A 12,212-nucleotide genomic window follows, 5' to 3' on the forward strand; every position below is an offset into this window, starting at 1 on the left:
GTATCGTTACAAGAACAGCAGTTCCACAACCCCCAAGTGGGTATAACTGAAGTTGTGACGGTGGGAATCGACAAGCAGGGAATCGAACAGCAGGGAAACGACGAGGACCCGCGCAAACAGCGTTCCAGGTCCAGGTTGCTCGACGCAGCGACCACGCTGCTGGCAGAAGGCGGCGTCGACGCCGTGACGATCGATGCCGTCACCAAGTTGGCCAACGTCGCGCGTGCGACGCTGTATCGCCATTTCGACAGCGGCACGGAGTTACTCGCCGCGGCATTTGCACGTCTACTGCCGCCGGTGCCGGAGATGTCCGGTGAAGGCGATCTCCGCGCGCAGTTGCTCGAGTTGTTGACCAGTCAGGCCAAGGCCATCGAAAGCGCACCGATCCAGGTGACGGCGATGTGCTGGCTCGGCTTGGGGCCGGAACTGAAGGGTTATTCGAGCGTCGATGCCCTGTCCACGGACAAGCCCGAATTGCGATCGCTGCGCCAGACGGTTTTCGAGCAGTACCGACACGCGTTCGATCGGATCCTGCGCTCGCCGGGCGCGATCGACGCGTTGGGGGAGTACGACTACGACGTCGCACTTGCTCAGTTGGTCGGACCTTTGGTGCTCACCAAGCTGGCCACGCTGACGCCTCTCGGGGAGGCTGCGTGTGAGCAGATCGTGGACGACTTTCTGGCTGCACGCGGAGTGTCGAGCTGACGCTCACGGCTCCAGGTTGCGTCGAAGGACGTACTGTTCGAGCCTGTCGATTCCGCGTACTCGTCGCGGACGAAGGTGCCGCAGTTTGAAATTGGCGTCCGAGCCGAGTTGGGTGGCCAACTCGGAGTCGATCAGCACGGTGCCGGGACGAGCAGAGCTGGTGAGGCGCGCGGCCTTGTTGACCACCGAACCGTAGAGATCTCCGAAGCGAACCAACGTCGGCCCCATGGCCAGGCCCACCCGAAGCTGCGGATCGTCGTGATCGGCGAGGACCGCCTGCTGGATCTGCAAAGCGATCTCGGCTGCGTGATGAGGACTCTCGGCGGCAAACATGACCTCGTCACCGACGGTCTTGACCACCCAGCCGTAGTTGCGACCGATGATTTCGGTGGACGCGGACTCGAACCGCTCGAGCAGATCGTTGAGTTCGGCGGAGTCGAGGCCGCGGGTCAGCGAGGTGTACCCGACGATGTCGGCGAAACCCACAACCAGAACACGACTCGCTACTTCTTCGCCCGGGTTTCCCACGTTGCGGCCCGTCGACGACGCGACGTGACGCTTCCATACGTACGTCTGCAGAGATTCGACAGCGGGAATGATCTCGGCGCCGAGGCGCAGAACGATCTTCCGGATCGCTTCGGGCTCGTGATCTGCCGAGTCGGCGAGCTGGTCGATGATGTGTGTGCTGATCAGCGAGACCTGCCACTCAGCCAACCTCGACATCGACTGCCCCAGTGAACGGGCGGCAGCCACCTCACTGCTCTGCGAGATGACTCCTCGATTGACCATGTCGATGATCGTCTTGAGGGCGTTGGCGTCTTGCTGGGTGAACATGACGGCGTCAGGATCCTCGTCGACGGCAAAGCCCATCGCGACCCACAAACGATCGGCACGCTCGCGTGTCACACCGGCGAATTCCGCGATCTGCGATTGCGTGAAGCAGCGCGGTCCGCCGAGGAGGGACTCCTCGATGTCGGCTTGAATCCGGCTGAGCAGATGAGCATCGACGTCGACCGGATCAGCAGTGTGAGGTTCGGCAACGTGAGATTCAGCAGGGGCGGGTTCGGTGACCTCGTCGATCCACTCTGACTCCGAACTGCTCACCGTGCTCCTTATTGCCGCAACGAATTTCTGTCCACCATCTTCCACGCGGTGCCCCGAGAACAGTACTGAATTGGCCGAACCGTCTACGGATCCTCGGGCTCAGGCGGGCGGTGAGAGTCAACACGTCGGTGGCTTGTGCAAGAGTTGCCCCGAGAAAAGCACTGTCGATACCGAAATGCACGAGATACTTCTGAAAGGACCTGCGCATGCCACCCCGTAGACGTTCCGGCGCTGCCGCATCAACGCCGGATCACCTCACTGCGGACAATCTGGCAGCGCTCGCCACGGCTGTCGCCGAAGGCAAGCGCGCCACCGTCTATCTGCGCGAGGCGACTCCCAGCCTGGGGATCGAAGCCGGTACCTCGGCGAAAGTCGTGTCGGTGGACGGCAACACCGTGATGATCCGCCCCAAAGGCGTCAACGACGAATTGCCTTTCGAGGCAGAGGAATTGCGCATAAACCGCGTCTCCGCGGCACCGGCCAAACCGGCGCCACGGCCCAAACCAGTTGTGGAGTCCGAGCCCCTGATGGAGCCACTCGTAGAGCCTGTTCGACCGAAGCCGCGTGCGCAGCCTGCACCCGCTCCGGTACCGACTGCCACTGCTGCCCCTGCCGCGACACCTCGTCCGGCCGTCAAGCGTGCGAAGAAACTGCCGGCCGGTATCAGCGTCACCATCCATGCCGGCGCGGACAACGACTGGAGCGTGACGGTCACACAGGGCGCCAAGCGTCCGGGCAAAGCAGTTCCGGTCGCACCCGATGCGGTCGAGCGAGCTGTCCGCGAGTTGGGTGAGCCCACCGCAATCGAGGCTGTCGAGTCCATCATCGTCGCTGCACGGGACATGGCTGCAGCGCGAGTCGACGAGTTGAGTCGTCAGCTCGAGGAGGCACGCAAGATGCTCGAAGCGCTCGGAGCTACCGACTAGAAACGCTGCGTAGGTCCGCACTTTCCGGGGTATGCGTTTTTTGCAGCGGGGAGATTACCGGCGGAGAGATTGTGATGTTGCAGCGAATTGTTTCGGCTCTGGCAGCGTTGGTCTTGGCACTCGGACTCGGGTTCATCGTCAGCAGCAATGCGGTTGCTGCACCCACGCCCATGGGTGGTGGTTCGGGCATCATCATCGACAATCAGCTGGTCTGTACGTTGACCACTATCGGTCACGACAACGGCGGCAGACTCGTGGGTATCACCGCAGGTCACTGCGGTGGTCCTGGATCGTTCGTGATCCCGGAAAGCAACGAGGACGCAGGCGTGGTCGGCACGTTCGTCGAGTCGAACCCGGACCTGGACTACGGGGTCATCCAGTTCGATCCGGGCAAGGTCACACCAGTTCGAACGGTGGGCGCGGCAACCATCACCTCGATCGGCGCTCCGGCCAGCTTCCCGGCTACAGCCTGCAAGGAAGGCCGTACGACGGGCACGACCTGCGGCGTCGTCTGGGGAGACCTGAGCGCCGACGCATCCACCTGGACTCAGATCTGCGTCGACCACGGTGATTCGGGAGCCCCGGTCACGGTCGGGACGACGCTGGTCGCGATGGTCAACGCCTACCTCTGGGTGCCGTGCCTGGGGCCGGAACTCGGCACCAACATGACCTCCATCGTGGACACGATCAATGCCCACGGAGGTGTCGGCGCCGGGTACCGGCCGATCTAGCGGCGGGCTGGGATCAGCCGCACACTGCTCCACCCGAGGCTGATCCCACGAGCTTGGAGTACTTGGCCAACACACCACGTGTGTAGCGAGGCGGCAACGGCTCCCAGCCCTTCCTGCGGGCTTCCAATTCGGAGTCGTCGACCAACAATTCGAGTTGTCCGGTACCCACGTCGAGCCGGATCTGATCGCCGTCGCGAACGAACGCGATGGGACCGCCGTCGACGGCCTCGGGCGCAACGTGTCCGACACACAGGCCGGTGGTGCCGCCCGAGAATCGTCCGTCCGTCAGCAGCAGGACGTCCTTGCCGAGACCCGCGCCCTTGATCGCGCCCGTGATGGCCAGCATCTCGCGCATGCCGGGACCACCCTTCGGGCCTTCGTAGCGGATGACGACAACGTCACCGCCGGTGATGGTGCCGTCCTCGAGAGCATCCATCGCGGCGCGCTCGCGTTCGAAAACCCGTGCAGTGCCGACGAATACATCAGACTCGAATCCTGCCGACTTGACCACCGCGCCGCCGGGCGCGAGTGACCCCTTCAAGATCGTGATGCCTCCGGTCGGGTGAATGGGCTTGTTCATCGCCCGCAGGACCTTGCCGTCCGGATCGGGCGGGGTGATGTGCGCGAGATTCTCCGCCACGGTCTTACCGGTGACGGTCAGGCAATCTCCGTGCATGAGTCCCGCGTCGAGCAATGCCTTCATGATCACGGGGACGCCGCCGATACGGTCGACGTCCGTCATGACGTGCTTTCCGAAAGGCTTGACGTCGGCGAGGTGCGGGACCTTCGCGCCGACGCGAGCGAAGTCGTCGAGCGTCAGCGGGACGTACGCTTCGTGCGCGATCGCGAGGAGATGGAGCACCGCATTGGTGGATCCGCCGAATGCCATGACTACTGCAATGGCGTTCTCGAACGCTTCCTTGGTGAGGATGTCCCTCGCGGTGATACCTCGACGCAGGAGTTCGACAACGGCTTTGCCGCTCTCGCGGGCGAAGCCGTCGCGGCGACGATCCGGTGCGGGCGGTGAAGCGCTGCCGGGCAGCGACATTCCCATGGCCTCGGCGGCGCTGGCCATCGTGTTTGCCGTGTACATGCCGCCGCACGCGCCTTCGCCCGGGCAGATCGCCCGTTCGATGGTGTCGACGTCGGCGCGGCTCATCAGCCCACGCGAGCAGGCGCCAACCGCCTCGAACGCGTCGATGACGGTGACTTCCCGCTCACTGCCGTCGGAAAGTTTGGCGACGCCGGGGAGGGTGGAGCCGGCGTAGAGGAACACGCTGGCGAGGTCGAGGCGGGCCGCCGCCATCATCATGCCGGGCAACGACTTGTCGCAGCCGGCGAGAAGGACCGATCCGTCGAGACGCTCGGCCTGCATGACGGTCTCGACGCTGTCCGCGATCACTTCACGGGAGACGAGGGAGAAGTGCATGCCCTCGTGCCCCATCGAAATGCCGTCGGAGACGGAGATAGTGCCGAATTCGAGAGGGAACCCGCCGGCTTCCCGTACACCCTCCTTGACGGCCTTGGCCAGGCGATCGAGGGACAGGTTGCATGGCGTGATTTCGTTCCAGGACGAGGCGACGCCGATCTGCGACTTGACCCAGTCGTCGTCGCCCATTCCTACTGCACGCAACATGCCGCGCGCTGCGGTCTTTTCGAGTCCGTCGGTGACGTCACGACTTCTGGGCTTGATGTCGGGTTCGGTCATTTTCCAAGCATAGGCGTCAGCGGGGTGTGTTTCCGGCAGACGAGCGACTCGACTTGCCGACAAACGCCGTCCGTCGTGAATAGACTCGTCGCATCGCAGTTGGGGCTGAGTGTGCAGGTGATTGACGTACAGGGGGATTCACGTGGAGTCGGAACTGACTTCGGCTTTCGGATTTGCAGTTCTGGCCGCCTTCTTGACCGGTAGTGGTGTCTTCCTGGTCGTTCTGACGGTTCTGCACGAGATTGCCCGGTGGAAGGGCCGCTTCGTATCGGTGTGGGTGACTTTCTTTGCCGCTCTGCTGATACTGCCCATCCTGTTCGGCGCGTTGATCGCAGGCTATTCCGCGTTCTCCGAGGTCGACGGGTCCGAGGCTCTGCTTCCGCCGGCGTTCTGGATCCTGATCGCGGCCGGGGGTGCACTCGGCGGTTACATCGGAGTCAAGGTCGGTGTGGTTCGAGGCTCGGTCCTCGATTACCGGTTGTAATCGGGATCGACTCGATCAAACTTCCAGAGAAGCGCAGGCGAAGCCTGGGTGAACATCCCGAAGCTCTCTTGAACGCCCGTTCAGGTGCGGGTTCACTCCTAGCGTGCACACGAATGCCTTCGATCGAATATCCAGACGTGGCCTGCTGCAGGGATCGGCGGCCCTCGCCGGCGCAGTAGGTCTCGGTGTCGCTTCGGCGAGTCACGCCGGTGCCGAGGTTCCGGGTGGCAGCCCGGGCTTCGCGCACGGCGTGGCATCCGGTGACCCGTTGCCGGATGCGGTGATCATCTGGACCCGCATCACCCCGACGGCAGACGCGACGCCCGGTTCCGGCGTCGGGCCGGCGGTGACTCTCAACTGGCAGGTCGCGATCGATGAGGGGTTCGCGAGCGTCGTTGCGTCCGGAAGTGTTGCTGCTTCGGCGGATTCCGATCACACCGCGAAGGTCGACGTCACCGGACTCGATTCGTCGACGACGTACTGGTACCGATTCACTGCGGGTTCGGCTGTTTCTCCGGTGGGCCGCACCCGCACGGCTCCGTCGAACTCGGCAGATCTCGATCGTCTCCGCTTCGGCGTGGTGTCCTGCTCCAATTGGGAGGCGGGGTATTTCGGTGCCTATCGTCACCTCGCATTCCGCGAAGACCTCGACGCGATCATCCACCTCGGTGACTACATCTACGAGTACGGGCAGGGGGAGTACGGCGCGAGAAACGGATCCGTTCGCCTTCACGAGCCGGCCCACGAGATCATTTCGCTGGCCGACTACCGAATTCGGCACGCGCAGTACAAGACAGACCCGGATCTGGCAGCTCTGCACCTGAAGCTCCCGTTCATCACCACGTGGGACGATCACGAATCGGCCGACAACGCGTACCGGGACGGCGCCGAAAACCACACTCCCGGTGTCGAAGGTGACTGGGCAGATCGAAAGACCAACTCGGCCAAGGCATATTTCGAGTGGATGCCCGTCCGCCCGTCGGGTAGTGGTTCGAGCGTTCAGCTGTATCGTCGGTTCCGCTTCGGGAATCTGGCCGAGATCTCGATGCTCGACCTGCGTACCTACCGCGACGAGCAACCGACCATGAAGCAGGTCGACGATCCGTCGCGCACCATTACCGGACGCGCACAGATGGATTGGTTGACCAACGGAATCGTCACCTCCCCGACGCAGTGGAAGGTTGTCGGCAATCCGGTCATGATCACGCCCTGCGTGTTCCCGCCGCTGGAACCGGCGACCACCGCGGCGTTGACCGAACTGGTGGGTGTGCCGCAGGCCGGTGTCCCGTACAACACGGATCAGTGGGACGGGTACACCGCCGACCGCACCAGGCTTTTCGACGCGATCACCTCGAACGGTGTGGACAACACCGTCTTCATCACCGGTGACATCCACACGTCGTGGGCCTGCGACCTACCGACCAACGCCGCCAACTATCCGGGTGGGCCGACCGTCGGCGCCGAGTTCGTCGTCCCGTCGGTGACGTCGCCCAATATCGACGACATGCTGAAAGTGCCACCGCGCACGGTAACCGTTGCGGCAGAAGAAGCATTCAAGGCCGTGAACCGCCACGTGCGGTACGTCGAACTGGATTCGCACGGCTACGGCGTATTCGAAATTGCCCGCGAAGGTACTCAGATGGACTGGTACTACGTCGACGATCTCACCAATCCGCAGAGCAATGCGCACTACGCCGTGAGCTACCGTCTTCCGGCAGGCGCGGGCAGTAGAGTCTCACCCACCTCGGCCGCCCTCGATCAGGCCTCGTACCGACCAGGAGTCGACCAGTGAGTATCGAAGTTTCGCGTCGTAGCGTTCTGATCGGTGGAAGTGTTGTCGCCGGAACGGCATTGCTCGGAACGCCCGCTCGCGCGAGTGTTCCCACCAGCGCCGGAATCCCAGACCTGGACGTGCATGTCATAGTCGTAGACGGCATGCGGCCGGACGAGCTGCGATCGGAGCTCACCCCGACGCTGACCGGGCTTGCGGCCGGCGGTATCCACTACCCGGACGCCAGTGCCATCACGATCGCAGAGACGCTGCCGAACCACACGGCGATGATGACGGGAGTGCTGCCGGCGCGTTCGGGCGTACCCGCCAACTCCGTCTACGATCCGGCCATCGACAAGAAGCGTGACCTCGATCGGCCTTCCGACCTGCAGGCATCGACGGTTCTGGATCGGGTGCGCACCGAACTCGGATTGACCACTGCGAGTGTGCTGTCGAAGCGCTACCTGCACGGGTTGTTCGGTGACCGCGCCTCACTGGTGTGGGATCCGCAGCCGCTCGTTCCCGGTACCGAGCATGCGCCGGACAACTTCACGATCGACGCCTTGATCCGTATCGTCGGCGGGAACTCGCCGCGGCTCTCGTTCACCAACCTCGGTGACGTCGATCGGGTCGGGCACCTGGATCTGTCCGGTCCGTCCATCCGGATCGCTCGCACGGCTGCACTTCAGAACACCGACAACCAGGTTCGCCGCTTCGTCGACTTCCTTCATGACACGGGTCGCTGGAATCGGAGCATTCTGATCGTGTTGGCCGACCACTCGATGGACTGGTCGGAGCCCGCGCGGCTCATCGGCTTGGATCGACCGCTGAACGCGGACCCGTTGCTGGCAGGCAAGATTCGAATCGCCCAGAACGGTGGCGCAGACCTGATCTACTTCGTCGGACCCGATGGCGAACGGGCGGAAGCCGTCAGCCGGATTCAGCAGATCGTGGATGGTGTGGACGGCGTCGAATCCAGCCACCTCCCCGCCGAATTCGATCTCGGCACCAATGCCGGTGACGTCGTTGCGTTTTGCGCTCAGGGCTGGCGGTTCAGTGATCCGACTCCACTGTCCAACCCGATTCCCGGCAACCACGGCCACTTCGTGACACTGCCCATTCCGTTCTTCCTCAGCGGCGGACATCCCGCTCTGGACGGTGGACGGAAGATCGACACGCAGGCTCGCACGATCGACGTCGCGCCGACGGTCGCGGCTCTGCTCGGCCTCGGTGCACCTGCCGGCGGCTGGGACGGCGTCGCTCGCACGACGGGTGTGTCGCTGAACGTCTAACGAGGATCGCGACCGGTCAGGGCAATCAGCTTGTCCTGCAACGACGCATCGTCAGGAAGATCGACGGGAGCGGAAAACAGACCGCTCTCGGCGAGCATGTCGCGCTGCCCGTCGAGGTCGGACCAGACGGCCTCGACGAGGTCTGGATCGAGTCGCTCGTCTGCTCCGACCGCTCGCGCAAGGTCCCAGGTGTGGATCGTGACGTCCGAGGTCTGCTGGCGCAGATAGGGTTCCACCTTCACCGTGCCGTACGAGAGGTGAACGTGGGCACTGAGGTCCGTCGATTTCCACGCTTTGATTGCGGCATCGGAGTACTTCTGCCATTCGGTCCACAGGTCGTCCCCGACGGGAACGATGTCCGGTGTCGCCTCGCCGACCGTCAGTCCGGCCAGGAGCGGCGGTACCCACTGCTGCTCCTCGATGACGTGGCGGACGAGGTGTTCGACGTGCCAGTCGGAGTCGGGCGTGGGTGCGTTCCAGTCCTCGACCGCAGCGAGTCGTGAACCGAATTCGCGGTGGGCGGTGAGTACGAGTTCGAGCCAATCGAATGCCATCACTCGAGGGTAACCCGATCAGCGTGACGTTAATCGGTGCGTGAGGCTTCGATTCGGTGAAGACTGTCGGGGTTGTCGCTCAGTCGAATCGAGGAGTTTTCATGACCGTCCCCACCGTCACTCTGGCCGAAGGTCTCACTGTCAGCGCCCAGGGATACGGCGCGATGTCCGTCGCCCCGGTCTACGGCCCGGTGGATCCGGCCGAGGCGCTCGCCACGCTGCACCATGCGGTGGACATCGGGATCACATTCATCGACACCGCGAACGTGTACGGCGAGGGATCGAGTGAGCGGGCAGTGGGAGAGCTTCTCAAAGACCGCCGGGAGGAAGTGCAGTTGGCGACCAAGTTCGGTCTGGTCGGCAACATCGCCAACGGTCAGCGCGGGATCAACGGAGACCCGGCTTACGTGCCGCGGGCACTCGACGAGTCTCTGGGACGACTCGGCGTCGATCATGTCGACCTCTACTACTTGCACCGGGTCGACCCGAACGTGCCGATCGAAGACACAGTCGGCGCGATCGCGGAGCAGGTGAAGGCGGGCAAGGTCCGCAACATCGGCCTGTCCGAGGCGACCGGCGATGAACTGCGTCGTGCGTACGGGGTGCATCCGATCGCGGCGATCCAGTCGGAATGGAGCATCTGGAGTCGGGACGTCGAGAACAAGGTAGTACCCACCGCCGCGGAACTCGGAGTCGGATTCGTGCCCTTCTCGCCTGTGGGCCGAGGCTTCCTGGCGGGATCGTTCGATGCGGAGACGCTCGGTGACAACGACCTGCGCCGACGCTTCCCACGCTTCTCGGACTCCGCGCTCCCTGCTAATCAGAAGGTTCTCGACGTGGTCCGCGCCGTCGGTGAGGAGCTCGGCGCGACGCCTGCACAGGTTTCCCTGGCATGGCTCGATGCCAAGGGCCGTCAGCACGGGTTGCCTTCCGTTTCGATTCCCGGCACGCGGTTCGCTGCACGAGTCACGGAAAACGCCGGAGCGTTGGACATCGTTCTGAGCGAAGACCAGATCGCTCGCCTCGACTCCCTCGCCGCGATCACCGAAGGCTTCCGTTCGGCTGATTTGAATTGGGTCTCTCAGGGCCGCGAATAATCATGTCCTGAGCCTTGCGAAAGACAGGAGTAACATACAGACCCGATGAAAAAAGTGTGGTTGGTCTGGGGTGTCGGTGTTTTTGCCTACGTGATCGCCGTGCTTCACCGCACTTCGTTCGGTGTCTCGGGTCTGTCTGCTGCTGATCGGTTCTCGATCTCGCCCAGCGTTCTGTCGAGCTTCGTCGTGCTGCAGATCGTTGTGTACGCCGGTATGCAGATTCCGGCAGGAGTTCTCCTCGACCGCTACGGTTCGCGGATCATGATCGCAGTCGGTGCGTTCATCATGATGTCCGCGCAGTTGGCTCTCGCCTTCACCGAATCGCTGCCCGTCGCGATCGGTGCACGTATTGCCGTCGGTGCCGGGGATGCACTCACCTTCATCTCGGTGTTGCGGTTGGTACCGCAGTGGTTCCCGCCCCGGCAGGTGCCGTTGGTCTCGCAGTTCACGGGCATCCTCGGTCAGCTGGGCCAGGTGATGTCTGCGCTTCCGTTCATGTTGCTGTTGTCCGGACCGGGCTGGACTTTTGCCTACGGCAGCGCTGCCGCTGTCGGACTGTTGGCGTTTGCGCTGGCGTTGAGTGTCATCCGCGACGCGCCTCCCGGTGCCGACGTGGTCGCCGTGCCGGCCGGCGCCAAGGAGATCGGGCGACAGATCAAGACGGTGTGGATGCGGCCCGGCACCCGACTCGGGTTCTTCAGCCACATGGGGACTCAGTTCTCGATCACGACGTTCGCGCTGCTGTGGGGTGTGCCGTACCTGAAATCGGCTCAAGGCCTCGACTCCACGACGGTCGGCTCGCTGCTGACGCTGTCGGTCATCTCGGCAATCGTGGCCGGCCCGATCCTCGGTATTCTCACCGGTCGCTATCCCATGCGTCGATCGTGGTTGGTTCTCACCATCATGGTGGCCAGCGCGCTCATGTGGACGATCGTGCTTTCACGAAGCGAACCGTCTCCGCTCTGGTTGTTGACGATCCTGGTGGTCGTCATCTCGGTGGGTGGGCCGGGTTCGGTGATCGGCTTCGACTACGCGCGCACATCCAATCCGAGTTCGGCGATGGGCACCGCGCAGGGCATGGTCAACATCGGGGGATTCCTCGCTTCCCTCATCGTGATTCAAGTGATGGGCGTCATCCTCGGACACATGGGCGGGTACACGTTCGACGGATTCCGTGTCGCCTGGATGGTGCAATATCCAGTTTGGATTCTCGGTATCGTCGGTGTGCTCGTCACCCGAGGCAAAGCCCGGCGAGCCCTCGCAGCAGAAGGCGTACACGTACGGCCGATTCGCGAAGTCATTCGTCGCAACAAATAACTCGATCGCATCGGGTAATTCATCCCCTGCGGGTGAGGTTCCCAAGCGTCCGAGCCACCAGGCTTGATGGATGAACGACGCAATGAACATCGGACCGGTCGAGCTCGTGGTGCTGGCATTCCCAGGTTCAACTGTGGATCCTGAAGCTGTCGCCGCGCTGCAGAACGTGGTGGAACGAGGTTTTGTCACTCTGCTCGACCTCGTGTACATCGCCAAGGACGCGGACGGACAGGTGTCGCAGATCGATGTCGACGAAGATCTCACCGACATCGGACTGGCGATTCTGTCCATCGAAGCCAAGGCATTGATCAGTGACGAGGACCTGGACGTGGTCCGTGAGTCACTCGAACCAGGAACGTCCGCCGCAGTCATCGTCTACGAGCAGACGTGGGCGCGTGAGCTCGCGTCGACGGTTCGCGGTGGCGGCGGCGACGTAGTCCTTCACGTTCAGATACCGCGCGAGGTAGTCGTCGCAGCGGTCGAAGCAGCATTTCAGTAGCGACAATTACCCAAGGAGTTCGGC

12 protein-coding genes are annotated in these 12,212 nt (G+C 63.2%); 9 read left to right on the forward strand and 3 right to left on the reverse strand.

The features are described 5' to 3' along the window. Window positions 1-54: 54 nt before the first annotated feature. Window positions 55-705 carry a TetR/AcrR family transcriptional regulator gene (locus P3G66_RS01855; RefSeq protein WP_042448361.1) on the forward strand — a complete coding sequence of 217 codons (651 nt, stop codon included), beginning with the start codon at window positions 55-57 and terminating at the stop codon, window positions 703-705. Window positions 706-708: 3 nt separating this feature from the next. Here the strand turns inward: P3G66_RS01855 and P3G66_RS01860 are convergent, their stop codons facing one another. Then, on the reverse strand, window positions 709-1,701 hold the full coding sequence (locus P3G66_RS01860) for an adenylate/guanylate cyclase domain-containing protein (protein ID WP_208690623.1): 993 nt from the start codon (window positions 1,699-1,701) through the stop codon (window positions 709-711). Between the two features lie 314 nt (window positions 1,702-2,015). Between P3G66_RS01860 and P3G66_RS01865 the strand changes: the two genes are divergently transcribed. Together P3G66_RS01865 and P3G66_RS01870 are read left to right on the forward strand one after the other, a co-directional pair. Further along, window positions 2,016-2,735 carry a DUF6319 family protein gene (locus P3G66_RS01865; RefSeq protein WP_030537011.1) on the forward strand — a complete coding sequence of 240 codons (720 nt, stop codon included), beginning with the start codon at window positions 2,016-2,018 and terminating at the stop codon, window positions 2,733-2,735. A gap of 74 nt (window positions 2,736-2,809) precedes the next feature. Then, window positions 2,810-3,466, forward strand: a complete 657-nt coding sequence (locus P3G66_RS01870) for a S1 family peptidase (RefSeq protein ID WP_007732621.1) — start codon at window positions 2,810-2,812, stop codon at window positions 3,464-3,466. A 13-nt stretch (window positions 3,467-3,479) separates the two neighbouring features. On the opposite strand, the gene ilvD is transcribed toward P3G66_RS01870, so the two are convergent. Further along, window positions 3,480-5,174, reverse strand: coding sequence for a dihydroxy-acid dehydratase (gene ilvD, locus P3G66_RS01875; RefSeq protein ID WP_161120059.1), 1,695 nt, complete (start codon window positions 5,172-5,174; stop codon window positions 3,480-3,482). A gap of 142 nt (window positions 5,175-5,316) precedes the next feature. Here ilvD and P3G66_RS01880 point away from each other — a divergent pair, with 142 nt between their 5' ends. The 3 genes from P3G66_RS01880 (at window position 5,317) to P3G66_RS01890 (ending at window position 8,721) form a co-directional block, all read left to right on the forward strand. Continuing rightward, window positions 5,317-5,658 carry a hypothetical protein gene (locus P3G66_RS01880; RefSeq protein WP_276116107.1) on the forward strand — a complete coding sequence of 114 codons (342 nt, stop codon included), beginning with the start codon at window positions 5,317-5,319 and terminating at the stop codon, window positions 5,656-5,658. A gap of 103 nt (window positions 5,659-5,761) precedes the next feature. Further along, window positions 5,762-7,450, forward strand: a complete 1,689-nt coding sequence (locus P3G66_RS01885; RefSeq protein WP_276116108.1) for an alkaline phosphatase D family protein — start codon at window positions 5,762-5,764, stop codon at window positions 7,448-7,450. Next, a complete protein-coding gene (locus tag P3G66_RS01890) occupies window positions 7,447-8,721 on the forward strand; it encodes an alkaline phosphatase family protein (protein ID WP_058037682.1) in 1,275 nt (424 codons plus the stop codon). The genes P3G66_RS01885 and P3G66_RS01890 overlap by 4 nt, the downstream gene beginning before the upstream one ends. Here the strand turns inward: P3G66_RS01890 and P3G66_RS01895 are convergent. Further along, on the reverse strand, window positions 8,718-9,275 hold the full coding sequence (locus P3G66_RS01895) for a TIGR03086 family metal-binding protein (protein ID WP_020970773.1): 558 nt from the start codon (window positions 9,273-9,275) through the stop codon (window positions 8,718-8,720). The two genes, P3G66_RS01890 and P3G66_RS01895, sit on opposite strands and share 4 nt — an antisense overlap. A 101-nt stretch (window positions 9,276-9,376) precedes the next feature. Here P3G66_RS01895 and P3G66_RS01900 point away from each other — a divergent pair, with 101 nt between their 5' ends. The 3 genes from P3G66_RS01900 (at window position 9,377) to P3G66_RS01910 (ending at window position 12,188) form a co-directional block, all read left to right on the forward strand. Beyond that, window positions 9,377-10,372, forward strand: a complete 996-nt coding sequence (locus P3G66_RS01900) for an aldo/keto reductase (RefSeq protein WP_214924398.1) — start codon at window positions 9,377-9,379, stop codon at window positions 10,370-10,372. Between the two features lie 45 nt (window positions 10,373-10,417). Then, the gene (locus tag P3G66_RS01905; protein ID WP_007732605.1) at window positions 10,418-11,689 is read left to right on the forward strand and encodes an MFS transporter; all 1,272 of its coding nucleotides are present in this window, start codon (window positions 10,418-10,420) and stop codon (window positions 11,687-11,689) included. A 70-nt stretch (window positions 11,690-11,759) separates the two neighbouring features. Continuing rightward, complete coding sequence (locus tag P3G66_RS01910) at window positions 11,760-12,188, forward strand: DUF6325 family protein (protein WP_007732604.1); 429 nt, start codon at window positions 11,760-11,762, stop codon at window positions 12,186-12,188. The last annotated feature ends 24 nt before the right edge of the window (window positions 12,189-12,212 follow it).

The organism is Rhodococcus sp. C3V, from assembly GCF_029269915.1.
Classification (GTDB): Bacteria; Actinomycetota; Actinomycetes; order Mycobacteriales; family Mycobacteriaceae; genus Rhodococcus_F; species Rhodococcus_F qingshengii.

Bases quoted from the DNA above. Each gene is read 5' to 3' on its own strand.
- P3G66_RS01865 (WP_030537011.1), top strand. From the start codon at position 2,016: ATGCCACCCCGTAGACGTTCCGGCGCTGCCGCATCAACGCCGGATCAC.
- P3G66_RS01870 (WP_007732621.1), top strand. From the start codon at position 2,810: ATGTTGCAGCGAATTGTTTCGGCTCTGGCAGCGTTGGTCTTGGCACTC.
- ilvD (WP_161120059.1), bottom strand. From the start codon at position 5,174: ATGACCGAACCCGACATCAAGCCCAGAAGTCGTGACGTCACCGACGGA.
- P3G66_RS01895 (WP_020970773.1), bottom strand. From the start codon at position 9,275: ATGGCATTCGATTGGCTCGAACTCGTACTCACCGCCCACCGCGAATTC.
- P3G66_RS01900 (WP_214924398.1), top strand. From the start codon at position 9,377: ATGACCGTCCCCACCGTCACTCTGGCCGAAGGTCTCACTGTCAGCGCC.
- P3G66_RS01905 (WP_007732605.1), top strand. From the start codon at position 10,418: ATGAAAAAAGTGTGGTTGGTCTGGGGTGTCGGTGTTTTTGCCTACGTG.
- P3G66_RS01910 (WP_007732604.1), top strand. From the start codon at position 11,760: ATGAACGACGCAATGAACATCGGACCGGTCGAGCTCGTGGTGCTGGCA.